Source organism: Bartonella sp. OT172YNZD, from assembly GCF_042193725.1.
In the GTDB taxonomy this organism is placed as follows: Bacteria; Pseudomonadota; Alphaproteobacteria; order Rhizobiales; family Rhizobiaceae; genus Bartonella; species Bartonella grahamii_A.
The window spans coordinates 1-25600 of sequence record NZ_JBHILZ010000009.1; the positions used below are offsets into that span (position 1 = coordinate 1).

A 25600-nucleotide genomic window follows, 5' to 3' on the forward strand; every position below is an offset into this window, starting at 1 on the left:
TCATTATTTTCCATGAGAGATCATGAATACCATAGGATTGTCTCATGTCAAACCATCATAGTGAATCAAACAAAACCATGTCTGCAGCGCTAAGACGGCGAAGTCCAGCAACTTCCATCATTACTTGCGCAATTTAATAAAAGATAAGGTTGTGTGATGAGGGATATCTAGATGGCGATGCTGCAAAGTTGAACTTTTTAGCATTGCCTTTAAAAAGACACTATTTCTGAGGTCTAAATGCCTTTTTTGAGGGTGTTTTCTAGTTTGATGCGAATGTGTTCATTTCCGGCAATGATATTTTTTTTGCGAAATATATTGTTACCACCTTCTTTATCGGTGACAAAACCACCGGCTTCGCGAACCATCAATATTCCAGCAGCCATATCCCAAATTTGCAGGTTATCTTCCCAAAAGCCATCGGTTCGGCCAGAAGCAACATAAGCTAAATCAAGAGCAGCAGCACCAAAACGGCGAAGTCCGGCAACTTCCGCCATAACATTTCGTAATTCAATAAGATAGGTTCCATGATTTGGTCGACCAAAATGAGGCATTCCTGTGGCAATGATACAATCTTCTAGTCTGCGACGAGCAGAAACGCGACAGCGTCGGTCATTAAAAAAAGCACCACACCCGCGTTCTGCAGTAAAGAGTTCATCATTTACGGGATTGTAAATGACACCACCAACGATTTTTCCTTGACTTTCTAAGGCAATGGAAACAGCAAAAAAAGGAATGCCATGGAGAAAATTTGTCGTGCCATCTAAAGGGTCAACAATAAAACGGTGTTGTGAATCTTCTCCAATGATTTCTTCAGACTCTTCCATCAGAAAACCAAATTTGGGGCGCGCTTTGCTTAATTCATTGAAAATAATTTTTTCCGCTTTGCGATCTGCTTGGCTGACATAATCTGCTGGTCCTTTCAAAGACACTTGCAAATTTTGCACTTCACCGTAATCACGTACCAACGAGCGTCCTGCTTTCATTGCAGCTTGCACCATGACATTCATGACTGCAGAATGGGCCATTTTTTATTCCTTTATTTATCTTTTTCATTTGCACGACGCAAATAAATCAACTCATTGGTGTCTACAATGATACGTTCACCAGCATTCATAAAGGGGGGAACAAGAATACGAATCCCGTTTTCAAGAATGGCGGGTTTATAAGAGGAGGTAACCGTTTGTCCTTTGATGGCAGGATCGGCTTCTGCAATCGTGACAGCAACTTGATCAGGAAGTGAGATGCCAATAGGCTTTTCTTGATAAAGTTCAACTGTGACAGTCATCCCATCTTGGAGAAAAGCAGCACGTTCACCAACAAAATCCTTTTGGAGTTCAAGTTGTTCATAAGATTCTGAATCCATAAAGACCAAAGCATCCCCTTGTTGATAAAGAAATGTGAAATCCTTTTGTTCAAGGCGCACGCGTTCAACGGTCTCAGCAGCGCGAAACCGTTCATTAAGTTTTGTACCATCAATCAAATTTTTCATTTCAACTTGGTTAAATGCACCACCTTTTCCTGGTTTTACAGCGTTGCATTTAACAGCAACCCATAAGCTTCCTTGATGTTCGATCACATTACCAGGGCGAATTTCATTGCCATTAATTTTCATCGTTTCTATCCAATTCTATTCTTGCAAAAAGAACTCTCTTGTTGTCTTTATGGCGCTTTTCTTTGCTGCCTTTAACAGTCAAGCTCTTTTGTTATTTTCGGGCTAAAATCCCTTTGATTAACCTTGCTGTTCTCTCATGGTCCTGTGTGCTCTTTATGGGCTTTCTCCTGCTTTTTGCAAAGAGAAAAGCTTAAGTAAAAAAGGACCTTTATGTATTTTGCTTTTCAGTTCTTTGCAAGACCATAAAAAGCGCTCAGACGCAAGCTTTTTAAAAATTTGCACAAAAATTTTTTAGAATTTTTGGGGAAATTTATCCCGTTGTGTCGTAAAATATCATCATTGATGGCAATAATATAATTGATGGTAATGATATAAGTTCCCTAAAACCATAAGGTGTTTTTAATTAAGAATATGTGATGAAATGTGAATACGGAGTTTATTATGAGTGTCTCATGGGATAGAGCGTGGTGTGTGTGTTATCGTAGGGTGTTCGTTTGTATTCTTATCAGAGATCAGCTGTAAAAAGGCTTTCTGTTTTATCGAGGTTAGGACTCTAAATTTTTTGAGCAGCAGGTATTCTTCTGTACTTGATGCGATTTCATCATGAGAGTACGGGGGCTGTTGTTTTGTTAAGATATCAGCATAGAAAAAGAGAAGTGGAACATTTGAGATAGCGGCAATTTCTTTTAAACGCCCTGTGCTGACACGATTTAAGCCGTTTTCATATTTCTGGATTTGTTGGAAAGTGACACCTAAATGTTGACCTAATGTTTTTTAAGACATTTTAAGCATTTTTCGTCTCAAACGAATTTTTTTGCCAATGAATTTGCCACTGAAAATGTCGTTATAAGGATTTTTACCAAGACCCTAGAAAATGCTACACGGGATATAGAAAACTCTTCAGCTGCTTCAATCACAGATAATCCAAGTTTTGCATTTACATCTTCGCGTAATAATTCGCTAGGGTGTGGGGCATTTTTCATTATTTTTTAGTATTCTTCTTTCCTTAAATCTTAAAGCTATAATTTACACTATTTTGTATTGTCACAATCTATAATAAAATTTATCCATTTTGGCTAAAAATGAGGGTTTTTATTGAGATGCAAATCTCTTTGCCTTTCGCAAGAGCTTTTAAGTCTTTACGTGTAAAATATAGAGAATGTTTACATTAAATAGCGGGTTCATCTGGGATGAGTATTTATATAAGAACGCGGCTCTCCGTTCACGTTATACTGAAAAAGAGACACTATAGTGCTACTATTTAATCTTATTCTATAACTCAAAATCACACCCATGTTTTGTTGCTTTTGGGGTTGATCTGTATAGATCACATTATATCCATTCTGTTGCAACAGATTGATAAATAAAGGAGTAAAGTTGTCTGCTGTATTATTTTTCTTTATAAGAAGTGTGGTTGTCGCGGGTGGTAAAAACCCTTTGTTACCGCTAATAAATTTGTTAGCGACTAATTGTGCCTGACGCTTTGTAAGACTTTGATCAACATAATTTGATGAATAATTGCCTACAGATGCGCAACCAGCCACCAACACAACCGGTGACAGCAATAAATATTTTAACATCTTTAATTCCCCTTACTTATTGTTGCTCTTTATTTGCGAAGCTCCTCTTCCAGAAATAAGAGCAACTTTACTTATAGCCATTAACAACATATCGGTATCTAATCAATCAGTTAATTAATCAATGAATAATGGTTTCAGCTGTAAAGGTTGCTTGAAGTGCTTCTGGTGGCGTATATTTTAATAAACAGCTGCTTTTAGTGATTATGATAAAAAAGCAATTTTTTGCGTTTGCATGTTAAGATCATATCCTCGATCACTATTATAAAATGATGTGTTAAGTGTTATTCCAGATTGATCAAAAAAATTTTCAAGCATTGCTTTTTGAGGGCTATCTTTTTTTAATACGTATGAATGCTTATCCTTTTTGCTGTAAAATACTATCGTTTGAGGTGTGGTGCTATAAGGCATCAAATTTTGCACATGTGATGTTTTTATGAGAGTGTGTGGTGAATATTTGAGGGAGAGCTTGTCCGGATAATCTTGTGAAATGAACCACATAAAATGGGAAGCTAAAAGAGTTCTGTTCTGAGAAGACGGATTGTTTCCCAACTGGATAGGGAAGGGGCTTCTGTCCTTTGAGGGGTGGGAGGCAAGTCAAGAATAGAGAGTGTAGCGCCCTATATTATGATGTTAAAAGCTTTCATTTTGATCAGAGAGTAATTGTAAAATGGCTCTTTGTTTTATCGAGGTTAGAACTCTAAATCTTTTGAGCAGTAGGTATTCCTCTGTACTTGATGCGATTTCATCATGAGGGTACGGGGGCTGTTGTTTTGTGATGATATCCGCATAGAAAAAGGAAACCGGAATATTTAAGGTATCGGAAATTTCTTTTAAACGCCCTGCGCTGACACGATTTAAGCCGTTTTCATATTTCTGGATTTGTTGGAAAGTAACACCTAAATGTTGACCTAATGTTTTTTGAGACATTTTTAGCATTTTTCGTCTCAAACGAATCTTTTTGCCAATGAAAATGTCATTATCAAGATTTTTGGCTCGCATTTTAAAGCCCCCGCCGGTTGCGAGCGCCCTCGCGTTGGTATTCCGGGAGTCTAAAAACACTGACCTCGAATCAGCATTTTGCTTTTAGTGCTTAAAGCACCTGGACATAGCAAAATCTCCCGGAATTCCGGGACACCCGCAAAGCGGGGTAAATTTATGTACGAGGTTTCGGGTTTTTAGAGCCCTATTGGTCGTTGCGTATGCGACCAAAACATCTTTTAATTCATAAAGTAATTTTAGGAAATTTACAATAAAAAATAGCTTTTTACTGAGAGTCGGCGTGTTTTTCGTCCAAGAAAAAAGAATGAAAAAATAGAGCTTTCGGAATTTTCGGGATAGCCTAGCTCTTTTGCTTATTGGATATTGTTTGCTTAAGCAAATGATACCAGTGCGTTTTCTTTGCCAATGAAAATGTCGTTATCAAGATTTTTGGCTCGCATTTTAAAGCCCCCGCCGGTTGCGAGCGCCTTCGCGTTGGTATTCCGGGAGTAGTAAAGTACTGAGTTCTATCAGCATTTTGCTTTTAGTGCTTAAAGCACCTGGACAGTGCAAAATCTCCCGGAATTTCTATAAATTTTATCTTTTTGAAGCAGAGAGGAGTATTTTAAAAAACAGGAAGGAGCTTTATTGCTTCTTTGTGCGCTTTTTCTAGTTGTGTCTTGTCCATGCCTTGGAGCATTATTTCAAGATCAGGAGCTTGCATTTTTGCTTCCTTTGCGAGCATATACCATGCCGCTGCCATTATTATATCGCCTTTTGTTCCTGTGCCGTCTCGATAAAGCCTTGCAAGGGAAATCTGTGCTGGCGCAATCATGTTGACGGCATTTCTGTGAAGTAAATGAAAAGCACGGGAAAAATCTGTTTCTCCTCCACGCCCCTGTATAAGCCATTGTGCTAAATGAAGTTGAGCTTTTAAGTGGTTGTTTTCAGCCGCTACCTCCATGAGCTTGCGGGCATTGCGATCATCCTTTGGTCGTTTTAACGTGCCTAAGGAAAGAATTTTTGCAGCAGAAAAAGCAGCTTCAGCATCCCCAAGAGCAGCACCTTTTAAGTACAATTTTAAGGCTTGCTCGATTGCTTCATTTTCACGACTTTGGGAAGAAACACCGGGGAGAGCTTGTTTTTCACGTGAGGCTTTATAAAGAAGCAGTTGTCCATAATAAAAATAGGCTTCCTTGACGCCTGCATTGACAGCTTTTTGAATGAACTGTTCACCAAGTTCTTGATTTTGTTTTATAAAGTGACCATCAAACAACATAAGTCCATAGCGTAGTTGTGCTTGGGGTTCTCCCTGTTTTGCAGCGCGTTCAAACCATAAAGCAGCACGCGCACCGTCAATAGGAACAGCACATCCTTCCATATAAATTCGGGCAAGAAGAGTTTGGGCAAAAGGATCATTTTTTTCAGCACGTCGGAGTGCTTCACGAAAAGCTTTTAAATAATAACCTTGGATGTAATAGTCATAGGCTTGGTCATAGTCTCCAGCTTTTAAGGGCTGAAAAGGTTCTTGTGTGTTTGAAGATTCTTGAATCGTATTGAAAGAGCCTTCAAAACTTGAGAATTCTTCAGTGTTTCCACCTGAATTTACAGCAGAACTTGTAAGCCCAATCATTCCTAAGATAAGCAGCTTAACACTTCTCTTGACCATGGTGTTTTCTCCTCATTACCGATCAGAATTTTCACATTTTTCTTTCATCATTACAAGCCGTATAAGAATTTCATTTCTATATTATTTTTTATCTCTCAGTTTTTCGTCTTAGTTAAGGTAGGGTTGGGTAAGTTTAAAAAAAATAGCATAAATGTTGACGAGAGCCAGACTGTTTAAAACAGTTCTGTTAAAAATAATAATGATGAAGGGTTATCGTGTGTAAAGATGCTTATCTTCCATTATATTAACGGCTCCTTCCCCTAAAATGAAAAAAGGCTTGCAATGGAGGTTGCTTTTTAAAATACGTATGAATGCTTATGAATAGTACACGCTATCACGTGATGTTAGCTTGCATTCTCATCAGAGATCAGCTGTAAAAAGGCTTTCTTTTTTACCGTTGTGAGAGTTCTAAATCTTTTGAGCAGCAAATATTCCTCTGTGCTCGATGCGATTTCATCATGGTGGTATGGGGGCTGTTGCTTTGTGCTGATATCAGCATAAAAAAAGGAAAGTCGAACATTCAAGATATCAGAAATTTTCTTTAAACGTCCTGCGCTGACACGATTTAAGCCTTTTTCATATTTCTGGATTTGTTGGAAGGTGACACCTAAATGTTGACCTAATGTTTTTTGAGACATCTTCAACATTTTTCGTCTCAAACGAATTTTTTTGCCAATGAAAATATCATTATCAAGATCTTTGGTTTGCATTTCAAAGCCCCCCGCCGGTCGCGAGCGCCCTCGCATGAGTATTCCGGGAGCTTGAAAATACTGAGTTCTAGTCAGCCTTTTTGCTTTTAGTGCTTATAGCACCTGGACATAGCAAAAACTCCCGGAATTCCGGGATACCCACAGAGTGGGTTTATTTTTACGCTAGAACTTAGGGTTTTCAAGGCCCCTTTTGGTCGTTGCGTATGCGACCAAAACATCTTTTAATTCATAAAATAATTTCAGGAAATTTACAATAAAAATAGTTTTTTACTTACAAAATTTGTTTTTTAATGAGAGGCTATCTGCTTCTTAAATCTCTCTGGAACGATTACCAAAATCATGACATCAGATCCGTGTTTTTTGAGAGGGTTATAAACAGCCTTAAGTTTTAAGATCAAAAGAACTTTGGACGCTTAAAAGTTAAACATTTTCAATTCGCTAATATGACAACATAGCCAAGAGTAATTATCTTCAATATTCAGGAATAGAAAGGACATATATTATGAAGACCACCCTTTCTCCGCTAATTTCAGAGTTCGAAACCGTTGAACAGGAAAGCAGCTACACTGCATGGCTGCGCGATAAGGTAGCGAGAAGTCTTGCAAATCCGTATCCTCCTATTCCGCATGATGAGGTTATGGCTGAAATGGAAGTTATAATCAGTTAGCTTGAAGCTGAACAGAAAAGGTGATGCTTCCGATTGTTTGGTTGTCTTCGGCGCGCGACGATTTGCGTCAGATTTTACTTACATTGCTCGCGAAAATCCATCCGCTGCGCGCCGAATGAAAAGGTTTTTGGAAGCATCTGTACTGCCATTGGCTGAACATCCATGTTTATACAGACAGAGTAAGAAGGTATTAGGATTACGAGAAATTGCAGCACATCCAAATTACCTTATATTGTATCGAGTAGCTGCAAATCAAATCGGAATTGTAGCTGTAGTACGTGCCTGACGTGAATTTCCTATTTTTCTTTAATCTAATGAGAAGCTATTTGCCTCTTAAACTTTGCAAGTCCATCAAAATTATGAAAACAGCCCCGCGTTTATCAAAGGGACTAAAATGATTTCTTCTACGGTAATGAATTGCGGTTTCTTCATTAAAATTTGCACAATCGCTTGTTGTTTGAAGAAGGGTGGGGGGTAAATCGTTTCTTTGAGCCTATAGGATGTGTGTGTTTGTGGAATGTGGCGGGGTGCCTTGTGGTTTTGGGCGTGCGCTTTAAAAAATAAACATAAGCATTATTCAAATTTAATTTAATGCATGAGTAATTTCATTTATATTAAAAGAGAAATCAGCTTCTTGTAAGCGCTTAATAAGTTTTGGAAATGTTTCTTTTACCTGTTCTTTAAAAGAAAGGTAGTAAACTCCATTAACATCTGAAGGCATTTCAACGCCTTCTTTATATAAAATAGCAATCCTCTCAAGAGGAAGAACGCCGGATAACATGCCCATTTCGAAAATAACATTTTGTCGCGCACGGGGTTGAATTTTTTCTTCACCTTGAGATATAGCATAACCCATGTCATCATGCGTGAGGAGTACAATACCAAATTTTATAGAACCGTTACAAATTTCTTTTTTCAAAGTTTGAATGATGGTTAAACCATTCCCACTCGTATTTTGTAAAATGTATGGTTCCAGACCAAGCTTGAGAAGAGCATTTTCAAGCTCCGTTAAGGCATAAAGATCATGACCATGAACGATAAAAATTTTTTATTTGAGGTATTGGGGGCAGTTTTTGAGGAAGGAATCGTTGATGTTTCTTCTAGATATGGAGTCAAAATTTCTTTTAGCTTCTTTGCTACGTGAGCTTTGCCTTGAAAGACAATTTTTCCTGTGCTCTCAAACCAAATAACAATTTCCCCACAGAAGTTTCGATCTTATATGCTCTAGGGGATTTATGTGGTAGAAGTTTAGCATCTAGAATCCAATAGCCAGCTTTGAAAATTATCTTTTGAAGGTCTTCAATCGTCCCTCTGTATTTGTATTTCATTTTTTATGTCCCCTGCATATCTCTATCATTCGTTGTTGGTATTAGTGATCAACATTAAGAATGATAAATTCCCCCGCAATCATAATGGCTTCTTTTTATAAGATTTTGAACTAGAAAGTTTTTATGTTTCTTTTCTTTATATATTATATGAAAACAAGACGATAAATCTTTCATCTCATTTGATTGAATTATTAAGCAAATTTATTGAGTTTTGAGGTATCCTCTTTATCTGTTATTGTGTGTTCTATATAAGTAATATAGTGGTGAGTGTTTGGATTTTTATTAACGCTTTATTTATAAATTCTCCTCCCATATTACAAGGGGGTGTTCTCGCATTTTTCTTGCATTGTTTTAAGCAGTATTAAGGGATTTTCGTGGGCGAAAATGACTTCTTCGATGGCAATGAATTCACATCTAGTCTTTAAGACTTCATCAAAGGTTGAAAAATCGCTTCCTGCTTGGATAATGGCGGGGGTTTGCATAATCTCTGCCCACCATGTTGCTAATTGGAGATTGCGGGGGTGCGCATGGGGTTTTTTATCAGCCCCGAGTTTTCCAAACAGAAGATAATCAACACCTGTTTCCGCTGCAAGCATAGCACTATGGCGATTGCGTAGATTGCCAAAGCCTATAATTTTTTGTTCCTTTTGCTGATTTTTGAAGCTTTCAAGAGCGTTAAGATCATCTTCTATGTGCAATCCATCAGCCTTTATGCGCCCAGCAATGCGGCTGTCATCAGCGATGAGAAGGGCTACGTCATGATGTTGAATATCTTCTACGTAAGTTTGCGCTTGTTGTTGTAAAAAAGACCCATCATCTTTAAACTTTTCAGAATCATAGAGGATGACGCATGCAAAAGACTTTGTTTGCAAAATTTGCTGCAAAAATGTGTGTGGGGTGTTGCGCCGAACATCAAGTGTTAAAATCAACTGAGGGAAAAGAGGTGAATCAATTGGTTTATTTTTTTGTTGTGTCATGTCAAATTCCTGTTTCTTAGAAAAAATAACGCTTAAAAATTAAAGTTTCATTCTATTATGCTTATTTGCGATGAAAGTGACTACCATTTTCACGTAATTTAAAGGATTTGTGGGTGTGTGGAAGCCTGCTTATGAGAAATGAGCGTGTTTTTAAGCATAATATGTCGCCTTTTTGCTGTGATACACGTATGGACGCTTTTCGTTCTTTTGCCTTTTAAAAACTTTTGCCTTTTAAAAAATAAACGCTTAAAATGAAACTTGACACTTAAAAATTAAAATTTCATCCTGTTCATGCTTGTTGGCAATAAGGGTAACCACCATTTTTATGGGACTTCAAGGGGTTGTGACGTGTGGGAGTCCACTGATGAAATACCAAGGTATTCTTGAGCATAATACTGAGCCTTTTCGCCGTGATACACGTATTGATGTTTTTCGTTCTTTAGCTTTATTGACGATTTTCATCAACCATATTCCCAGAACGATCTATGAGTCTTTTACTCATAGAAATTTCGGTTTTTCTGATTGTGCAGAAGTGTTTGTTTTGCTTTCAGGGATTGCTCTTGGGTTAAGCTTTCATGGACGGTTACAGCAAAAATCCTTTGCTTTTATTATCCGAAAACTTTGGTACAGAGCTCTGCAGCTCTATGGTGCATATCTTTTTACTACTTTTGTCACGTTAAGCCTTTTTTTTGCTGCCTTTTTATTATGGCGAACAGAAAAACTTTTATCGATGAACAATGTGGGACTCTTTTTTAAAGAGCCTGGTATCGCATTTTTGAGTACCTTAAGCTTTGGACATCAATTGGGATATAATAATATTCTTCCACTTTATATCGTTTTGATGTTTTTTGCGCCTTTTATCCTTTATTTGAGTTGTAAACAGATAAAGTGGCTGCTTTTGGGCTCGTTTACGCTATATCTTATCTGCGGATTTTATAAAATTGCTCCTCCTTCTTATCCTTTAGAGGGAAAGTGGTTTTTAAACCCTTTGTCTTGGCAATTCTTGTTTGTCATAGGATTGACCAGTACTTTAGCGCTTAAACAAGGAAAAACAATCGCTTTTCAGTCTTTTTGGATTGTTTGTGCGACAGCTTATCTCTTGTTGGCGCTGTTTTGGGTTCGCTTAAACTGGTGGGGCATTTTGGGGTGGCTTGGCTGGTCTTCTCCGTTGATGAACTTTAATAAAACTTTTTTAAGCTTGCCACGTTTACTCCATGTTCTTGCATTAGCATTTCTTATTCTTTCTTTACCGCGCATCAATAAATGGTTTTATGTCTCTCAGAAACATCCTTTAGCAATCTTAGGAAAACATAGTTTACCGGTCTTTATAACGGGAACCATTTTTGCGATGTTTGGACAAATTATAAAAACAGTGATGACAGGAACGTTTTTTTCCGATACCTTATTAATAATAACGGGTATTGCTCTGCAATTTGGAGTCGCTTATTATTGTGAAAAACGGCGATCTTGGCAGTGGTCTTTTTCAAGAAAATTGATCCGTTTATAAGAAAAACGGTCCTATAGTGTTTGTTGGATGCGTTAACCTTAGAATAAAAAGCGCGTTGCGCAAAAAAATTAAAAGAGGTACCAGTTTTTAAAAAAAAGCGTTCTATACAGCAACAAAAGAAACTTTTTAATACTCTGTTCGTTGAGTGGTGTAATTTTGTGCTGATACTTGGAGTATAAAAGCGTGAGTGTACATAAACGTCCATATGATGAACCTATTATCATGATTGAGCATAATGCTTTTGAAAATGCTTTTAATCGTCTCTATGAAGAAACAATGACGCTGATTGAAAAAACCGCAGCGTATATTGATTCAGAAGGGAAATTAGTGGCACGTTCCCTTTCGGCAGAAGTTTCTGCAATCTATGCAAAAGAAGCGATGTATTTAAGTACACGACTTATGCAAATCGCTTCTCAACTCCTTCTTCTTCGGGCAGAGCGCGAAGGGGAAATGTCATCAGAACAAATAAAAAAAGAAATTGTAAAAGTGTCACTTCATACACCAACATTGGAACTTGAAACCCCTCATTGGCATGAATTGCCAGAAACTTTCCGTCAATTTGTTTCTCATTCATTGCGTTTAGAAGCGCGCATAAAGTATATGCGTGCTGGGTGGGAGGCTGCAGCCTCCTGTGCCTTAGAAGATGATAATCCAGTAGGAAAACAAATCGAATTGCTCAAAACAGCCTTTGGGCGTTCTTAGAGGTATTTCCTTGCTTTGCCCGAAGGGGAAATGTCATCAGAACAAATAAAAAAAGAAATTGTAAAAGTGTCACTTCATACACCAACATTGGAACTTGAAACCCCTCATTGGCATGAATTGCCAGAAATTTTCCGCCAATTTGTTTCTCATTCATTGCGTTTAGAAGTGTGCATTTTGTTTCATTTAGATATGCGGCTGTAGTTTAAGCACTCTGGTAAATAAGGGGAGGCTGTAGTTTAAGCGATGATAATTCAGTGGGAAAACAAATCGAATTACTGAAAACAGCTTTTGGGCGTTCTGAGAAGAATAGCTCCTTGCTTCTTTCTTGCGATATTTAGAGCAGTATATCCATTTTTTACAACCAAAATGTCACAACTAAAACCAATCTAGAGTGCTTTTTTCTTTCTGCCTAATTTCTATTTGAGCGTAGGAAATATCTTGAGCTTATAGCTGAGAGGTATTGATTTCGAATTATGGCATGGGATGGGGTATGGTTGGTCTTGTGAAAATCGGCTTCAGTTGATTGCATACGGAACACTTTCTGTTGATATATCGTGTGATTTTGTTTTGGCTATGATAATGATCAGGCGCTAAGATAGAGCAGGGGGCTTGTACATCAATTTATTTATGCTCTATAATTTATGCCTATAAAGTTGCTGTAAAGCATCTGTTAAAGAGGATGATACACATTGTTTCAGTTTTTGGGCTTCTCTTGTTTTGAATGGAAGTTATTTTCCTCATGTAAAATAAAACATCCAGAATAAAAGAATAAAGTGCCATATAATGAATGCGCCATGGGCTCCCTGTGCCTCCCATGCAATGTCCCCCTTTATGCAATGTCATTGTGGTGTAATGGGCATATTCAAAAACACCTCTCAGTTCTTGTTCACCTCCATGGAGCGTCCTCATCTTTACGCTCGCAAAGGAGCGAGCCGGCAGCATCATCATATTTTCCAGTTCCCAATGTTACGATAAGCTCTTGGCACTTAACACAGTTCATTAAAGGCATTTTTAGTTCTTTCTTGTACAGTTTCATTCCACACGGAAATCCCACGTGTGATGTGCAGACAAAAGATTTTGATTGATTTCAGTTATGCTTCATCAAAGTATGTTCCTAAAGATGCTGTGTGTTGCATGTTATAATTATATAAATTTGGGGGCATGACCGTCTTTTGACTGGTTTTGTCTTGTGCTGCTGTTTTCTTTGTGGTCTTGTCTTTATTCACAAGGGGGAAAAGTGTATAGACTGTAGTTTATGGCAGAGACGATTCGTATTATAGGCATTGATCCCGGATTACGGCGTACAGGGTGGGGCGTTATCGATGTTGTGGGTAATCGTCTTCAGTTTATTGCAGCAGGGACGGTTTCTTCTGATGTACAGTGTGAGCTGGCTTCCAGATTATGTCAGATCCACAAAGGTCTTGCAGAGATTATGCATCAATTTATGCCCCATGAAGCCGCTGTAGAACATGTGTTTGTCAATAAAGATGCTACAGCAACTTTAAAACTTGGGCAAGCGCGTGCAATTGCACTGCTGGTTCCTGCGCAAGCAAATCTTCCTGTTTTTGAATATGCGCCCAACAAAGTGAAAAAATCGGTTATTGGTGTTGGACATGGTGCTAAAGAACAAATCCATATGATGGTAAAAGTTCTACTTCCACGGGCTGAATTTGATAGCAGTGATGCGGCTGATGCTCTTGCTCTTGCTCTTTGTCATAGCATGCATCGTAAGAGTATTGATCGATCTTATCAGGCAAGGATGGCGATATGATTGGCAAATTAAAGGGCACTCTTGAACATATCTTTGATGATCATATCCTTCTTGATGTTCACGGTGTGGGCTATGTTGTTTTTGTGTCCAATCGGCTCCGTCCTTCTTTACCCTCTATTGGGGAGGCATTAAGCCTCTTTATTGAAACGCATGTTCGTGAAGAAGCAATCCGCCTTTTTGGTTTTGCTACAAGAGCTGAACAGGAGTGGTTTTGTCTTCTACAAAATGTTCCTGGAGTAGGGGCAAAGGTTGCTTTGGCAATCTTGGGGACTTTATCGCCAGATGAACTCGCACAAGCTATTGCCTTAAACGATGTTGCGATGATTAGTCGAGCGCCGGGCGTTGGTAAAAAAGTCAGTGAAAGAATTGTAGGTGAACTGAAAAGTAAAACACTCCCCTTTGAACCAGCAGTCAAGACTGTTTCGGTTCCTCAGCGTGAGATGACCAATCAACCTGCACATGATGCGCTTTCTGCGTTGATGAAGCTAGGGTTTGAACGCGAGCAAGCATCTTGTGCTCTTGCTCTTGCGATGAACGCTATTGAGGGGGAAACTGTTTCTTCTGCTCTTTTGATCCGCCATAGTCTCAAATTGCTTTCTTCTCCTACTTAAAATCAAGGTAACAATGCATAAAGATGAAGATAAACGCCTTCTGGGTCCCGCCCCCCTTCCTAATGATCCAGATCGTTCCTTAAGACCACAAGTTCTCGATGATTTTATTGGTCAAGAAGCGGCACGGGCTAATTTAAAAATATTTATTGAAGCAGCAAAAACGCGGCAAGAAGCGTTGGATCACGTTTTGTTTGTAGGACCACCGGGGTTAGGAAAAACAACGCTTTCACAGATTATGGCAAAGGAATTAGGCGTTAATTTTCGCTCTACTTCAGGGCCGGTCATCGCTAAAGCAGGAGATTTAGCCGCTCTCTTGACCAATCTCGAAGAACGTGATGTCTTGTTTATTGATGAAATTCATCGCTTAAATCCAGCGATTGAGGAAATTCTTTATCCAGCCATGGAAGATTATCAACTTGATTTGATCATTGGGGAGGGGCCGGCGGCACGCTCGGTGAAAATTGATCTGGCTAAATTTACTTTGGTAGCGGCAACCACACGTTTGGGGCTTTTGACCACACCGCTGAGAGACCGTTTTGGCATCCCAATTCGTTTAAATTTTTATACTATAGAAGAATTGGAATATATTGTGCAGCGTAATGCGCGGCTTTTTGCCGTCAAGATTAGTGATGATGGTGCTCATGAAATTGCACGCCGAGCACGGGGGACTCCTCGTATTGCCGGACGGCTTTTACGGCGCGTTTGTGATTTTGCTTTGGTTAAACAGGCAAAACAAATTGACCAAAAAATCGCCGATGAAGCGCTTTCGCGCCTTGAAGTCGATCATCTTGGGCTTGATCCGCTTGACCGTCGCTACTTGCTCCTGATTGCGGAAACTTTTTTAGGGGGGCCGGTGGGGATTGAAACGATTGCTGCTGCTTTATCAGAACCACGTGATGCCATTGAAGATATTGTTGAACCGTATTTGCTTCAACAAGGTTTTATTCAAAGAACCGCTCGTGGACGCATTCTAACTGAAAAGGCTTGGAGCCATTTAGGGCTTTCTGCTCCTGCCCCTACAACGTCTATACAAAGACGTTCTCAGCTTTCTGATGCTCAAGACAATTCATCACTTCAGACGTCTTTATGGGATAAGGAAGATGACTAAGACATTTTCCTTATTAAAAGAAACTATGTGAATATTTTATAGCAAGGTCATAAAATATAAGAGACCTGCCTCCTTTAACATATTCTGTCCGAAAAGGTCCGGCACTATTAAGGAGAGCTTTAGCTTTTTACAACTTCAACACAAAAATGTATTCAATCTTTTGATTGATAAACAATTTGCTATATTAGATGATTTTATGGGACATGAAGCCAATGACAGAAATAACTCCTTTTAAGAGCAATCATACAAATGCTTTTCATAATTTTCAGGTCCGTGTTTATGTTGCGGATACAGATTTTTCCGGTGTGGTTTATCATGCGCGTTATCTTGAGTTTTTTGAACGAGGACGTTCAGAGTTTTTACGGGATACCGGTTTTAATAATAAGATGTTAGCAGCAGGAGTTGAGGGGGAAAAACTGTTTTTTGTTGTTCGTCATATGGAAATTAATTTTTCAAGACCAGCTAAAATTGATAATCTTTTAGTCGTTAAAACACGTGTTACTCATATCCAAGGGGCACGCTTTTTTATGGAGCAATCTATTTTGCATGAGGCGATTACGTTGGTAACAGCCAAAGTTGAAATTGCTCTAATTAATGAGGAGGCAAAACCGCGACGTTTACCCAAAGAACTTTTTGCAAAAATGCGTGGTTAAAAGTGTTATTCATTGAACGAGCAGCTTCAGGAGAGATCAGGAGATATAAAGTAATCTACAATCTAGGACCATACATTTATCATAGCCTAAATGTTTTCCAATAAGGTCACACGATATATCAAAAGAAAGAACCTCTGCTACAATAAATTGAAGATGATATCCTACAAAATTAAACACGTCTCATCTATCTTATGATTCAAAATCAATGTCTCATCATCCATTTCTGCTGAAGGAAGATTCGTTGGCATCAGAAAACAGCAGAAAAGTACAAAACAAAAAAAATCAAAAATGGATTAAGATTTATTTTTATAAAAATGCACGTACCCAGAAAAATATTGCAATAAAGTGATAATAAGCCATTAGTCTGAAAGTTTTCTCAAAACACTTAAAGGGTGTTTTAAGCAATTTGATTTGTTTTTTTACTGGATTGTCATTTGGCATCACAAGAGCGCATGTTCCATCCATTTCTCTCTATAATGCATGACTTTATCTGCGCTTCTAAACGCAGTGAATGAGTGAGAGATCAATGTATACAAAGCAGAAATGTATACTTGATTTAAAGTTTAAAAAGCATATTATTTTATATAATAGCTTGGCTTAGGAAGATAAATTATTACTTCTCATGGGCACAAATCCCAATAAAGTAAAATACTTTCATTTCAAATCTGTTCATGTTGAAACAATAAAAATCATTTGCTTACACATCATAAGAGAGCAATATAACCCATTGAAATAAAGTGTAAAAATGTTCCTTATGTATCATTCTCAATGCAATAACGATCAAATATCGCAAGTGAACAAAGAAAACCAAGAAGCCGGTCTTCATGAAGTAAAGATGTGAAAAGGTTTTTTTCACGTCACAGAAGCTTGTACGTTATATCATGGTGCCAGAGAGATGATAGGCATTGAAAGGGGCTAATTCACAACACAATGAGATTACATGAGACTTACACTAGGATTATATGGGACTTACAATTTAGGGGTGTATGGGTGAGGCGCATTGTTGTGGGGCATTTTATGGTGGTTTATTGTCGTTTTTTGTGCCCGAGGGTGTCCCCGTATTAAATTCGATGGAAAATGAGAGAAACAATAGCCTGAGGCAAAGTGTAATCTTTCATGATTATACCATATTTATTTATAATGATAATTTATTGCGTTGTCACTTTCAGAGAATTCTAAAACTTGTAAGATTGTTTTTTTTCAAGCTCTATTGCTGCGAATTAATCAAAAACATTTTCTTACACGTCACAAGCGGGGTTGGTGAGTGGATACAAAAACACTTGAGAAAGGAATAAAAATGCCTCTTATGAATCTTTTCAAGTGCTAAGACTTATTGCTGCATTTTAAGCTGGAACATGTATGATGGTTTAGCTTTCTTTTCATGAGCGTAAAGATGCTGGTGCATAATAGATTTGATATCATGCATTTTTATATCTTTTATTTTTATAGCATTTATAGGGAAGGTATTGTTATATTTTTCATAAATGCTGTTGTGAAATGAGGGGGGGGCGTGCGTTGAGGGATGTCTCTAGTCATCACTTTTTAAGGAAATTTAGAAAACAAGTCTTGTTTTAATACATGGATTTATGTGAGACTAGAGTTTTTTACTTAAATTTAGAAACTATAAAATAATCTATTTTATAGAATTTTAAAAAATGCACCTTTCATTTAGAGGGACAAAAATTATGCCGCATATAGAACTAACGAATCCGGAAACAATTGGAATGTTGCATTTGTTTATGCAAGCGAGTTGGATCGTGAAAGGTGTTATGATCGGGTTGCTGCTTGCTTCTATCTGGAGTTGGGCAATTATTTTTGATAAAATTTTTACATATCGGAGAATACGGCGTGAAATAAAGCAGTTTGAACGTACATTTTGGTCAGGCAAAGCGCTAGAAGATCTTTATGCATCATGTAAAAGTCAACACAACAATAGTATATCCGCAGTTTTTATGGCGGCAATGGTTGAATGGAAAAAATCTCTTGAAAAAGGGACTCATACATCGAAAAGTTTGCAGAGCAGAATTGATAAGGCTATGGATTTGACGCTGGGACGTGAAAGTGAAAAAATAGAATCAAAATTAGGTTTTCTTGCGACACTGGGATCCGCGGGACCCTTTATCGGACTTTTTGGAACAGTTATTGGTATTATGGAGTCTTTTCTTTCTATTTCAGCTTCTCAAAATACATCACTTGCCATTGTCGCGCCAGGGATTGCAGAAGCACTTTTGGCAACCGCTATTGGTTTGTTTGCAGCAATTCCAGCCGTTATTGCTTATAACAAGTTAACTCATGAAAGCGCGCGCATCATTGCACAAATAGAAAATTTTGCCGATGAATTTTCAACAATTGTATCGCGGCGTATTGATGAAACACGCACAGCACCTTCCTCTTTATAAAAAGGAGCTTGTCCCATGGGAATTTCTGTTGCTTCTTCTTCTCGCAAAAATACACGTAGGCGCTATCATTCACGAAGCCAGCTGATGAGTGAGATCAATGTCACTCCTTTTGTGGATGTCATGCTGGTCTTGTTGATTATTTTTATGGTCTCTGCACCCCTTTTAGTGAACGGTGTTCCTCTAGATTTGCCTCGTAGTCAAGCAGGTCCCGTACGAGCTCAAAAAACGCCTCTTACTGTTTCACTTGACGCGCAAGGGCGCTTTGCCATTAATCAAGATTATTATGAAACGTCACAAGAGCTGATTGCACACCTTAAAACTCTTTTGGAAGCAGATGCTACACAAAAAGATCAACGGGTTTTTGTGCGGGTTGCTAAAACTGTTGAATATCAGCAAGTATTAAAACTGCTGGCGGATATTCAAAAAGCGGGGTTTTCTCAAGTTGCATTAGCAAGTCTAGCCCAATAAATAATAAAAATTCGTGTAACAAATTGTTTTTAAAATGTTTTTAAAAGAGCATAGAGTGATTAAAAATGAAAAGATGTAAGGCATAAATAAGGCATTAAAGAATGAACAAAGACTCCTATCATAGCATGAAACGAGGCTTGGCTTTATCCCTTGTGGTCCATGTTATTTTTCTCAGTTGGGGAGCCGTTCAGTTTACAAGCTCTGTCTCTTTACCACAACCATTGGAAGCAATTCCCATCACTCTTGCTCCTTTAGTGGAAGAGTTGTCCTCTCAACAGGGAGCCGTGAAGGCTCCTATCCGTGCAATTCCTGCTGTTAAACCAACTATGCAATCACAAGAGAAAGAAGATGCACGTCATATTGGAGAGGGGCAAATAGATAGTCTAGCACTTTTTCAACCAAAGGAAAAACTGCGCCCTGTTGAAACAGCATCGCTACCACCAAGCGAGAACATGTCAGAAACATTTGCACCCGAACTTACAAAACCAGAATTATTAGAAGCAAAAACAGAGGATGTTTCCAAGGTTGCACCTGAGATGCCTTTAGAGGTACCGGAGGATGTACCCAAGGTTGCACCTGAGATGCCTTTAGAGGCACCGGAGGATGTTTCCAAGGTTGCACCTGAGATGCCTTTAGAGGCACCGGAGGATGTTTCCAAGATTGCACCTGAGATGCCTCTAGAGGCACCGGAGGATGCGCCCAAGATTGCACCTGAGATGCCTTTAGAGGCACCGGAGGATGCGCCCAAGATTGCACCTGAGATGCCTTTAGAGGCACCGGAGGATGCGCCCAAGATTGCACCTGAGATGCCTTTAGAGGCACCGGAGGATGTGCCCAAGATTGCACCTGAGATGCTTTTAGAGGCACCGGAGGATGCGCCCAAGATTGCATCTGAGATGCCTTTAGAGGCACTGGAGGATGTGCCCAAGATTGTGCTTAAGCCTGCGCACAAAAATGAAGAGATGATATCGCCAAAAGAATTGGCTCCAACGGTACAGAAGGGACCAGCAGAGCAGATTGTTCATCAAGCGCCCAAAATTGTACTTCCAGAAAAACTTCGTCTTCCACAGTTTAAACCAAAATTTAACGAAGAATTTCCAAGGAAGAATGGGGCTGTATTGAATCAAAAGACGCTAAAGCTTAACAAGAAAAACCAAGAGAAACAGACTATTGAAGATATTTTAGCACTGGAGGAAAATAATTTGCTCAATCGTGCACGGTCACAAGGAGGGGGAGCAAAACGTTCTCATACACCGGAAGCTTTAGGCGCAAGAAAAAACATTGACTATACCACAAAAATGGCACAAACATTGGTCAATATTGCGGGGGGATGTATTCAACAGAAGCTTAAACTTGTGGCGCTTGGTGGCGATTTAAAAAACCGTCCGGTTGTGCGGTTGCGATTTTACTTAGACCGTGAAGGGATGGTTGTGGGCGATCCTATCATTGAACCCGTAAGCGGCCTTGAGAGTCAGCAAGCTATTATGATGAGGCAGGTGTACGCCGCTGTCTTTTCATGCCAACCTTATGTAGATCTCCCACGTGATCAATATGATCTATGGGGTCAAGGTTTTGACTTTAATGTTGATCCCCTCCAAGAAATGAGATGATAAATGAGAAGAAATAAATTGGCTTAACGAAAGGACACATTCCATGATGACTATAACGAGACAGAAAGTTTTTGCTTGGTTTATTGTCACTTGTGGGTTGTGGCTTTCAAATATTTCATCGGGTTATGCGCAATTGAAAGGGACTATTTCGAGCGCTGATTTTAATCCCATTCCCATTGCAATTACAGACTTTATTTCCAATGATTCGATTGGGTTGAAAATATCTGCTGTGGTGACAGCCGATCTTGAACGGTCGGGACTTTTTTTACCGGTTGATAAAGAAAATTTTTTTGAAAACATTTCTAATCCTAATAAACAACCGCATTTTGCGTCTTGGCAGAAAATAAAAGCGCAAGGTTTAGTTACTGGGCAAGTCACGAGAGAAATCGATGGACGTTTGAGGGTCGATTTTCGTTTATGGGATGTTTTTGGACAAAGACAATTGAAAGGACGGCGTTTTTATACCGCGACAGAACGTTGGCGGCGTGTGGCACATATGATCGCAGATGAGATCTATAGTGAGATGACAGGAGAAAGTGGTTATTTTGATACACGAATTGTTTTTATCGATGAAACAGGCCCCCAAAATGCACGCATTAAACGCTTAGCAATGATGGATCAAGATGGCGCAAATTTGATTTATATGTCTGATGGAAGTGAATTGGTGCTTACACCGCGTTTTTCCCCAAAAAGACAAGAAATGACTTATATGGCTTATGAGGAAAATCAAGTACCTCATGTTTATCTTCAACAAATTGAAATGGGACAAAGAGAGTTGATCGGAACGTTTAATAACATGACAATTGCTCCGCGTTTTTCTTCTGATGGACAAAAGGTCATCATGAGTTTGTTACAAAATGATGGCAGTGCAAATCTTTACACCATGGATTTACGAACCCGTACGATGACGCGACTTACAACAACTTCTGCTATCGATACTTCTGCTTCTTATTCACCGGATGGAAAACAAATCGTCTTTTCTTCAGATCGTAGTGGAAAGCCGCAAATCTATAAAATGAATGCAGATGGGAGTGATATTCAGCGTATTTCTTCAAACGAGGGGAGTTATTCGACACCTATTTGGTCACCACGGGGTGATTATATCGCCTTTACAAAACAATTAAGTGGACAATTTTCTATCGGTGTTATGCGCCCTGATGGACAAGGAGAACGAATTTTAACCACGGGTTTTCATAATGAAGGACCAACTTGGGCACCCAATGGTCGTGTGCTGATGTTCTTTCGCAAAAATCCTGGTATGGGACCCAAAATTTATACGATTGACATTACAGGACGCAATGAACGTCAACTCCCTACACCTAATGATGCTTCAGATCCAGCATGGTCGCCATTGCTCAATATACAGTAAAACAAAATGCTTAAAAACAGAACATAGAAGGAATATAGTCTATACAGATTTAAGTTTATATAATCTCAATTGTCTTTAATTATTTAAAAGAAGGAATTGATTATAGTGGGCATAGGGAGTTAAGTAGATTTCATCCATCATCTACGGTTGTTTATCGATAATGGAATTTCTTAGGGAAAAATACTTAAAAAAATTCAAAAACAATTCCTTGAAAAAATATAGTCGAAAATTCTAAGGTTTCTAGATTTCAACTTTTTATTCAAAGTGTCGCTATATATATTTTTTTTGACTTCCTCTTCAGATTTGGTTTGCGAAGAGTCCGGACTCTTGTCAAGGGTGTTTTTTCTGCTACTCTCTGATGTGTTTTATTCAAGTACGCTGTTGTTTTAGGTCTGAATATTGATTGATTGGTAATAGAAAAAGGACAGATTTTTAAGATAAATGACGTTATTTTATGAAATATACGATGCCATAAAGTTAATGCCATAAAGTCAAAAATTTATCCGCAACGGATTAGAGAGATGTATCAGCTTTTATACAATACTTGGCTAAACAATTAGCTCTGGCTTTCCATTTGCTTATTTTTATTTTGTGATGTTGTAAAAACACTGTCATTTGAGGTTTGGGGATATAAGGCATATAAACCTCTTTGATATATTTAAGTGCTTTTTAAGTGCGTGGCGAATATTTAGGGGAGTGCATATCTTTTAAGCTTTAAGTTTCAAGTGAATTCCACTGGTGATTCGTCATAGGCATACGTCAAGAAAATCCGATTTTTTTACAGATCGGATTATCTTCTTTACTTGCGGGTGGGGAGGTTAGTCTTAAAGAACAAAAAGATCAAATAGAGAGGGGCTATAGGGATAATCTTTGGGGCATGTAAGAAAGGCGTGAGGTTATAGAGTTTTGTATGCTTTCTTTTTTTGGGTTATGTTTTCTGGAATTAATGGCGGTTTTCTTGTTGCACCAATGGTTGTTAGTCCCCGCTATTGATGCGGGGCTTTTATCTGTGCGGATAAAAAGGAGAGGTGATAGATGTTTTTGAAGCCCTCATGAATGAAGAGAGAGTTTATGCAAATGATAGGAATTATACAGATAATTTTGCCAAAATCTCATCGCTGACATCAAAATTGGCATAAACATTTTGTACATCATCATCTTCTTCTAATGTTGAAATCAGTCGTAAAACGGACAAAGCTTTTTCTTCATCTATTGGTGCAAGGGTGGTGGCTTTCCAAATCGTTTTAATCGATTCTGCTTCACCAAGTTTTGCTTCAAGTGTTTTGGAAACTTCACCAATATCTTCAAATGCGCAGGTAATATGATGTCCGGTTTCTTCTGATTGCACATCTTCGGCACCGGCTTCAATTGCTGCATCCATGATGTTATCGGCTGTCCCTGCTTCTGGCTTATAGATTATTTCACCAATCCGATTAAACATGAAACTTACGGAACCTGTTTCTCCTAGGGCTCCTCCTGATTTTGTGAAGGCGGCGCGCACATTTGAAGCCGTGCGGTTGCGGTTATCGGTTAAAGCTTCAACAATGACGGCAACGCCGCCTGGTCCATAGCCCTCATAGCGTACTTCATCATAATTTTCGACATCGGTGCCTGAAGCTTTTTTAATCGCGCGTTCAATATTATCTTTCGGCATCGATTGTGCTTTGGCATTTTGAACAGCCAGCCTTAAACGTGGATTCATGGCTGGATCAGGAGCACCTTGTTTTGCTGCTACGGTAATTTCGCGCGCAAGTTTAGAAAATATTTTTGAGCGCATTGCATCTTGACGCCCTTTACGGTGCATAATATTTTTAAATTGTGAATGGCCTGCCATAGTTTTCCTTCCTATTTGAGGGCTTTCTTTCCAGTTGGATACTCTTTAGAATTTAAGGCGACAAAACACGCATCCCACCAGAGTAAATGTGCCACAGCATGAGGTGAAATAATCGAATAAACCCTTTATAAGAAAATTCCTCTTAAAGGTAAAGAGACCTTAGTTGAGGATCATTACAAGAGAGATCTCTTGTCGTTGAGCAAAAATAACGCTATAACAGAATGTAATCTCATGGCAAAATGGTTTATTCCATGCCTCGCTTTGTTTTAGGAGTGGTTGGAGAGACCTAACATATAAAAAGTTCTAGTGCTCTTGAGTGGGCGGTAACCGGCCTCATAGAAGAGGCGCAGAAGAGGATTTATAAAAATGGCAACGCAACTTTTGATGCCCAAAGCAACAGCTGTTTGGTTGGTTGATAATACAGCTCTTTCTTTTGATCAGATTGCAGAATTTTGTAAATTGCATGTCTTGGAAGTAAAAGCTATTGCCGATGGTGATGCGGCTTATGGTATTAAAGGTTTAGATCCGATTAGTTCTGGGCAATTGACGCGCAGTGAAATTGCACGGGTGGAGGCTGATCAAAACGCACGCTTGAAAATTTCTCAATCTAGGGTGCATATTCCTGAAAAAAAACGTAAAGGGGCGCGCTATATCCCTCTTTCTCGACGCCAAGATCGTCCCAATGGTATCCTATGGTTGGTCACGAACCATCCCGAGTTGAAAGATGCACAAATTGCGCGGTTGATTGGGACAACAAAAGCAACGATTGAGCAAATCCGCCTTAGAACCCATTGGAATAGTGCAAATTTGGTTTCTCTTGATCCTGTAGGACTTGGTTTGTGTTCACAAATCGATTTAGATTTTGAGCTCCAGCGTGCGGCGAAAAATCGCCCTGTTGCTTTGGAAGAAGATAGGTCGTTGCTTCCCGCTTCTGTAACGGAAAACGCTGTTCTAGAGGAAAATGAGAGTGAAGAAAATCTGCATAAGACTTTTGACGCTGATAAAGTTTTTGCAAAGCTGAACGCGCTGCAAAAAAATCGTCGAGATCAAGATGATGCATAAAAAGCCATGACGTATAAGGGAAACATTTCTCATGGAAATGTTAGAGAAATGGCTGGAGAGAAGAAAAACTGGCAGAGACTCAAAAATAAAAATGATGACCCAAAAAAACAGAAAAATTCTGTCTTCATTAGGAATTAACAGTTATTCTTAAAAATCTTTTTAAGAATTTACCCTTCTTTACGACACTCAAGGAGAAACGGATTATGCGCTCTACCAAAAAAAATTTCTCTCATTTCTTAGCTATCCTCTTTTTTTTCTCACTATGCTTGGGTGGGTGTGGCAAAAAAAATGTCGGTACACTTAACGGTATAAATGATGCTGGTTTGAATCAGGTATCACCAGGCTCAGGACAAGAATTTACGGTTAATGTGGGTGATCGCGTGTTTTTTAGTCTCGATTCCTCTTCGCTTGATGCTGATGCTGAACGTATTTTAACACGCCAAGCAGAATGGTTGCTTCATTATCCTTATTATTCTATTATGATCGAAGGTCATGCTGATGAGAGGGGAACACGTGAATATAACTTGGCACTTGGACAGCGCCGTGCTGTTGCTGTACGAAACTATTTGGTGTCTCTAGGTGTGTCTGCACAACGGATTCAAACAATTTCTTATGGAAAAGAAAGACCTGTAGCAGTATGTGATGATATTTCCTGTTGGAATCAAAATCGACGTGCTGTGACAACGTTGAGTGACATGAATATTCATTAAAAAGGAGATTGTTTGTTTCAACTATTCAATAAGCTCTTAAGGGGAAAAAAGAATGTATCGTAAAATTAATTGGAAAACACTCTTTTATATGGCAGTTTTCATAGCTTGTTCTACTTCACTTGTTCAAAGTGCGGCACGAAAGGCTTCCGAATATCCTGCACATGATACGGATAAAGTTGACGCTGTTGATAAGGCATCTGATGCAGTGAAGACAGCACCTGAAGCAGCCGATAAAGCGGCTTCTGGAGCGGTAGAAAAAGCCACTGACGCTATTG

General features: G+C 38.9%; 26 protein-coding genes and 2 pseudogenes. 16 read left to right on the plus strand and 12 right to left on the minus strand.

The features are described 5' to 3' along the window. Positions 1 to 233: 233 nt before the first annotated feature. The 8 genes and pseudogenes from ACFIJS_RS05115 to ACFIJS_RS05150 all read right to left on the minus strand — a co-directional run bounded on the left by ACFIJS_RS05115 (position 234) and on the right by ACFIJS_RS05150 (position 6585). The gene (locus ACFIJS_RS05115; RefSeq protein ID WP_375650444.1) at positions 234 to 1025 is read right to left on the minus strand and encodes an inositol monophosphatase family protein; all 792 of its coding nucleotides are present in this window, start codon (positions 1023 to 1025) and stop codon (positions 234 to 236) included. Between the two features lie 11 nt (positions 1026 to 1036). Beyond that, positions 1037 to 1612: an elongation factor P gene (gene efp, locus ACFIJS_RS05120; protein ID WP_015856958.1), complete on the minus strand. Its 576-nt coding sequence runs from the start codon at positions 1610 to 1612 to the stop codon at positions 1037 to 1039. Positions 1613 to 2062: 450 nt separating this feature from the next. Next, a pseudogene (locus ACFIJS_RS05125) lies at positions 2063 to 2452 on the minus strand (helix-turn-helix domain-containing protein). After that, a complete protein-coding gene (locus ACFIJS_RS05130) occupies positions 2413 to 2595 on the minus strand; it encodes a hypothetical protein (protein ID WP_375606555.1) in 183 nt (60 codons plus the stop codon). The pseudogene ACFIJS_RS05125 and the gene ACFIJS_RS05130 overlap by 40 nt, the downstream one beginning before the upstream one ends. 198 nt (positions 2596 to 2793) lie before the next feature. Continuing rightward, positions 2794 to 3192, minus strand: coding sequence for a hypothetical protein (locus ACFIJS_RS05135; RefSeq protein ID WP_375650445.1), 399 nt, complete (start codon positions 3190 to 3192; stop codon positions 2794 to 2796). Between the two features lie 630 nt (positions 3193 to 3822). Then, entirely contained in the window at positions 3823 to 4191 is a 369-nt protein-coding gene (locus ACFIJS_RS05140) for a helix-turn-helix domain-containing protein (protein WP_375650446.1), read from the minus strand. 604 nt (positions 4192 to 4795) lie between these two features. Then, positions 4796 to 5839, minus strand: coding sequence for a tetratricopeptide repeat protein (locus ACFIJS_RS05145; RefSeq protein WP_375650447.1), 1044 nt, complete (start codon positions 5837 to 5839; stop codon positions 4796 to 4798). Positions 5840 to 6183: 344 nt separating this feature from the next. Continuing rightward, the gene (locus tag ACFIJS_RS05150; protein WP_375650449.1) at positions 6184 to 6585 is read right to left on the minus strand and encodes a helix-turn-helix domain-containing protein; all 402 of its coding nucleotides are present in this window, start codon (positions 6583 to 6585) and stop codon (positions 6184 to 6186) included. Positions 6586 to 7051: 466 nt separating this feature from the next. On the opposite strand from ACFIJS_RS05150, the gene ACFIJS_RS05155 reads away from it, so the two are divergent. Further along, positions 7052 to 7216, plus strand: a complete 165-nt coding sequence (locus ACFIJS_RS05155) for an antitoxin (protein ID WP_375650450.1) — start codon at positions 7052 to 7054, stop codon at positions 7214 to 7216. 1 nt (position 7217) lies between these two features. Next, positions 7218 to 7502 carry a type II toxin-antitoxin system RelE/ParE family toxin gene (locus tag ACFIJS_RS05160; protein ID WP_375650451.1) on the plus strand — a complete coding sequence of 95 codons (285 nt, stop codon included), beginning with the start codon at positions 7218 to 7220 and terminating at the stop codon, positions 7500 to 7502. A 297-nt stretch (positions 7503 to 7799) separates the two neighbouring features. Here the strand turns inward: ACFIJS_RS05160 and ACFIJS_RS05165 are convergent, their stop codons facing one another. Both ACFIJS_RS05165 and ACFIJS_RS05170 read right to left on the minus strand, forming a co-directional pair. Further along, entirely contained in the window at positions 7800 to 8261 is a 462-nt protein-coding gene (locus tag ACFIJS_RS05165; RefSeq protein WP_375650552.1) for a TIR domain-containing protein, read from the minus strand. Between the two features lie 597 nt (positions 8262 to 8858). Next, positions 8859 to 9521, minus strand: a complete 663-nt coding sequence (locus ACFIJS_RS05170) for a thiamine phosphate synthase (protein WP_375650452.1) — start codon at positions 9519 to 9521, stop codon at positions 8859 to 8861. Positions 9522 to 9885: 364 nt separating this feature from the next. Between ACFIJS_RS05170 and ACFIJS_RS05175 the strand changes: the two genes are divergently transcribed. The 3 genes from ACFIJS_RS05175 to ACFIJS_RS05185 all read left to right on the plus strand — a co-directional run bounded on the left by ACFIJS_RS05175 (position 9886) and on the right by ACFIJS_RS05185 (position 11931). Next, entirely contained in the window at positions 9886 to 11028 is a 1143-nt protein-coding gene (locus ACFIJS_RS05175) for an OpgC family protein (RefSeq protein ID WP_375650553.1), read from the plus strand. A gap of 183 nt (positions 11029 to 11211) precedes the next feature. Further along, on the plus strand, positions 11212 to 11730 hold the full coding sequence (locus ACFIJS_RS05180; protein WP_375650454.1) for a DUF1465 family protein: 519 nt from the start codon (positions 11212 to 11214) through the stop codon (positions 11728 to 11730). A gap of 15 nt (positions 11731 to 11745) precedes the next feature. Next, complete coding sequence (locus ACFIJS_RS05185) at positions 11746 to 11931, plus strand: hypothetical protein (protein WP_375650455.1); 186 nt, start codon at positions 11746 to 11748, stop codon at positions 11929 to 11931. Positions 11932 to 12616: 685 nt separating this feature from the next. Here the strand turns inward: ACFIJS_RS05185 and ACFIJS_RS05190 are convergent. Further along, positions 12617 to 12739: a hypothetical protein gene (locus ACFIJS_RS05190; protein WP_375650456.1), complete on the minus strand. Its 123-nt coding sequence runs from the start codon at positions 12737 to 12739 to the stop codon at positions 12617 to 12619. Positions 12740 to 12985: 246 nt separating this feature from the next. On the opposite strand from ACFIJS_RS05190, the gene ruvC reads away from it, so the two are divergent. From ruvC to tolB, 8 genes are all read left to right on the plus strand, one after another. Then, entirely contained in the window at positions 12986 to 13501 is a 516-nt protein-coding gene (ruvC, locus tag ACFIJS_RS05195) for a crossover junction endodeoxyribonuclease RuvC (protein ID WP_375650458.1), read from the plus strand. Next, the gene (gene ruvA, locus ACFIJS_RS05200) at positions 13498 to 14112 is read left to right on the plus strand and encodes a Holliday junction branch migration protein RuvA (protein WP_375650459.1); all 615 of its coding nucleotides are present in this window, start codon (positions 13498 to 13500) and stop codon (positions 14110 to 14112) included. The genes ruvC and ruvA overlap by 4 nt, the downstream gene beginning before the upstream one ends. 13 nt (positions 14113 to 14125) lie before the next feature. Beyond that, on the plus strand, positions 14126 to 15220 hold the full coding sequence (gene ruvB / locus ACFIJS_RS05205) for a Holliday junction branch migration DNA helicase RuvB (protein WP_375650460.1): 1095 nt from the start codon (positions 14126 to 14128) through the stop codon (positions 15218 to 15220). A 212-nt stretch (positions 15221 to 15432) separates the two neighbouring features. Beyond that, on the plus strand, positions 15433 to 15873 hold the full coding sequence (gene ybgC, locus ACFIJS_RS05210; RefSeq protein ID WP_375650462.1) for a tol-pal system-associated acyl-CoA thioesterase: 441 nt from the start codon (positions 15433 to 15435) through the stop codon (positions 15871 to 15873). A 1685-nt stretch (positions 15874 to 17558) separates the two neighbouring features. Beyond that, positions 17559 to 18272, plus strand: coding sequence for a protein TolQ (gene tolQ / locus ACFIJS_RS05215; protein WP_375650463.1), 714 nt, complete (start codon positions 17559 to 17561; stop codon positions 18270 to 18272). Between the two features lie 15 nt (positions 18273 to 18287). Further along, positions 18288 to 18740, plus strand: a complete 453-nt coding sequence (gene tolR / locus ACFIJS_RS05220; RefSeq protein ID WP_375650464.1) for a protein TolR — start codon at positions 18288 to 18290, stop codon at positions 18738 to 18740. Between the two features lie 101 nt (positions 18741 to 18841). Continuing rightward, positions 18842 to 20350, plus strand: a complete 1509-nt coding sequence (locus tag ACFIJS_RS05225; RefSeq protein ID WP_375650465.1) for a cell envelope biogenesis protein TolA — start codon at positions 18842 to 18844, stop codon at positions 20348 to 20350. Positions 20351 to 20393: 43 nt separating this feature from the next. Beyond that, on the plus strand, positions 20394 to 21719 hold the full coding sequence (tolB, locus tag ACFIJS_RS05230) for a Tol-Pal system beta propeller repeat protein TolB (protein ID WP_375650467.1): 1326 nt from the start codon (positions 20394 to 20396) through the stop codon (positions 21717 to 21719). Between the two features lie 1087 nt (positions 21720 to 22806). Here tolB and ACFIJS_RS05235 read toward each other — a convergent pair. Beyond that, the gene (locus ACFIJS_RS05235; protein WP_005774608.1) at positions 22807 to 23553 is read right to left on the minus strand and encodes a YebC/PmpR family DNA-binding transcriptional regulator; all 747 of its coding nucleotides are present in this window, start codon (positions 23551 to 23553) and stop codon (positions 22807 to 22809) included. 366 nt (positions 23554 to 23919) lie between these two features. On the opposite strand from ACFIJS_RS05235, the gene ACFIJS_RS05240 reads away from it, so the two are divergent. From ACFIJS_RS05240 to ACFIJS_RS05250, 3 genes and pseudogenes are all read left to right on the plus strand, one after another. Then, positions 23920 to 24615, plus strand: a complete 696-nt coding sequence (locus ACFIJS_RS05240) for a DUF1013 domain-containing protein (RefSeq protein ID WP_375650468.1) — start codon at positions 23920 to 23922, stop codon at positions 24613 to 24615. A gap of 203 nt (positions 24616 to 24818) precedes the next feature. After that, positions 24819 to 25325: a peptidoglycan-associated lipoprotein Pal gene (pal, locus tag ACFIJS_RS05245; protein WP_375650469.1), complete on the plus strand. Its 507-nt coding sequence runs from the start codon at positions 24819 to 24821 to the stop codon at positions 25323 to 25325. 52 nt (positions 25326 to 25377) lie between these two features. Further along, positions 25378 to 25600, plus strand: a pseudogene (locus ACFIJS_RS05250) (tol-pal system protein); the annotation flags it as partial.

Coding starts and splice junctions, on each gene's coding strand:
- ACFIJS_RS05115 (WP_375650444.1), bottom strand. CDS start 1,025: ATGGCCCATTCTGCAGTCATGAATGTCATGGTGCAAGCTGCAATGAAA.
- efp (WP_015856958.1), bottom strand. CDS start 1,612: ATGAAAATTAATGGCAATGAAATTCGCCCTGGTAATGTGATCGAACAT.
- ACFIJS_RS05130 (WP_375606555.1), bottom strand. CDS start 2,595: ATGAAAAATGCCCCACACCCTAGCGAATTATTACGCGAAGATGTAAAT.
- ACFIJS_RS05135 (WP_375650445.1), bottom strand. CDS start 3,192: ATGTTAAAATATTTATTGCTGTCACCGGTTGTGTTGGTGGCTGGTTGC.
- ACFIJS_RS05140 (WP_375650446.1), bottom strand. CDS start 4,191: ATGCGAGCCAAAAATCTTGATAATGACATTTTCATTGGCAAAAAGATT.
- ACFIJS_RS05145 (WP_375650447.1), bottom strand. CDS start 5,839: ATGGTCAAGAGAAGTGTTAAGCTGCTTATCTTAGGAATGATTGGGCTT.
- ACFIJS_RS05150 (WP_375650449.1), bottom strand. CDS start 6,585: ATGCGAGGGCGCTCGCGACCGGCGGGGGGCTTTGAAATGCAAACCAAA.
- ACFIJS_RS05155 (WP_375650450.1), top strand. CDS start 7,052: ATGAAGACCACCCTTTCTCCGCTAATTTCAGAGTTCGAAACCGTTGAA.
- ACFIJS_RS05170 (WP_375650452.1), bottom strand. CDS start 9,521: ATGACACAACAAAAAAATAAACCAATTGATTCACCTCTTTTCCCTCAG.
- ACFIJS_RS05175 (WP_375650553.1), top strand. CDS start 9,886: ATGAAATACCAAGGTATTCTTGAGCATAATACTGAGCCTTTTCGCCGT.
- ACFIJS_RS05190 (WP_375650456.1), bottom strand. CDS start 12,739: ATGCCTTTAATGAACTGTGTTAAGTGCCAAGAGCTTATCGTAACATTG.
- ruvC (WP_375650458.1), top strand. CDS start 12,986: ATGGCAGAGACGATTCGTATTATAGGCATTGATCCCGGATTACGGCGT.
- ruvA (WP_375650459.1), top strand. CDS start 13,498: ATGATTGGCAAATTAAAGGGCACTCTTGAACATATCTTTGATGATCAT.
- ruvB (WP_375650460.1), top strand. CDS start 14,126: ATGCATAAAGATGAAGATAAACGCCTTCTGGGTCCCGCCCCCCTTCCT.
- ybgC (WP_375650462.1), top strand. CDS start 15,433: ATGACAGAAATAACTCCTTTTAAGAGCAATCATACAAATGCTTTTCAT.
- tolQ (WP_375650463.1), top strand. CDS start 17,559: ATGCCGCATATAGAACTAACGAATCCGGAAACAATTGGAATGTTGCAT.
- tolR (WP_375650464.1), top strand. CDS start 18,288: ATGGGAATTTCTGTTGCTTCTTCTTCTCGCAAAAATACACGTAGGCGC.
- ACFIJS_RS05225 (WP_375650465.1), top strand. CDS start 18,842: ATGAACAAAGACTCCTATCATAGCATGAAACGAGGCTTGGCTTTATCC.
- tolB (WP_375650467.1), top strand. CDS start 20,394: ATGATGACTATAACGAGACAGAAAGTTTTTGCTTGGTTTATTGTCACT.
- ACFIJS_RS05235 (WP_005774608.1), bottom strand. CDS start 23,553: ATGGCAGGCCATTCACAATTTAAAAATATTATGCACCGTAAAGGGCGT.
- ACFIJS_RS05240 (WP_375650468.1), top strand. CDS start 23,920: ATGGCAACGCAACTTTTGATGCCCAAAGCAACAGCTGTTTGGTTGGTT.
- pal (WP_375650469.1), top strand. CDS start 24,819: ATGCGCTCTACCAAAAAAAATTTCTCTCATTTCTTAGCTATCCTCTTT.